Origin of the sequence: Romboutsia sp. 13368 (assembly GCF_018336475.1) — a bacterium.
In the GTDB taxonomy this organism is placed as follows: Bacteria; Bacillota; Clostridia; order Peptostreptococcales; family Peptostreptococcaceae; genus Romboutsia.
In genome coordinates this window covers 1342026-1342776 of the sequence record NZ_CP048741.1, presented here as the reverse complement: position 1 = coordinate 1342776, position 751 = coordinate 1342026, and the positions used below count along the sequence as shown (strand labels likewise).

Below are 751 nucleotides of genomic sequence, written 5' to 3'. Positions count from 1 at the left end.
ATTTTCTAAAAAAGACGATAAAAATAAAATAGAATTAAAAAGTGAATCTGAAAATGATGATAAAGAAAATGACGATATTCAAGATATAAAAAAAATGGGCGTACCAAATATGCCACAACAAACTAAAAAAGAAATACAATGCATAACAATAATAGGGGAAATAGAAGGACATTACATAGGGAATNAAAAATATAGGAGGAATAATAATATGAAAAAGTTTGTTTGTACAGTATGTGGATATATACATGAAGGAGAAAGAGCTCCAGAAGTATGTCCAGTATGTAAAGTTGGAGCTGATAAATTTGAAGAAATGCAAGGAGACCTAAAGTGGGCTGATGAACACAGAATAGGAGCAGCTCAAGGTATAGATGAAGAAATACTTGAAGGATTAAGAGCTAACTTTGTTGGAGAATGTACAGAAGTAGGAATGTACTTAGCAATGAGTAGACAAGCAGATAGAGAAGGATATCCAGAAGTAGCAGAAGCTTATCAAAGAATAGCATTTGAAGAAGCAGAACATGCAGCTAAATTTGCTGAATTATTAGGAGAAGTTGTAGTAGCAGATACTAAGAGAAACTTAGAAATGAGAGTTGAAGCTGAGTACGGAGCAACTGAAGGTAAATTAAAAATAGCTAAAAAAGCTAAAGAATTAGGACTTGATGCTATACATGATACAGTTCATGAAATGTGTAAAGATGAAGCTAGACATGGTAAAGCTTTCTTAGGCTTACTAGACAGACACTTTAATAAT

General features: G+C 32.4%; 1 protein-coding gene. It reads left to right on the top strand.

Annotated features, from left to right (window positions below):
- Nucleotides 1-208: 208 nt before the first annotated feature.
- Nucleotides 209-751: NADH peroxidase (locus tag G3997_RS05465; RefSeq protein ID WP_296649425.1), on the top strand; the 543-nt coding region annotated here is incomplete at its 3' end.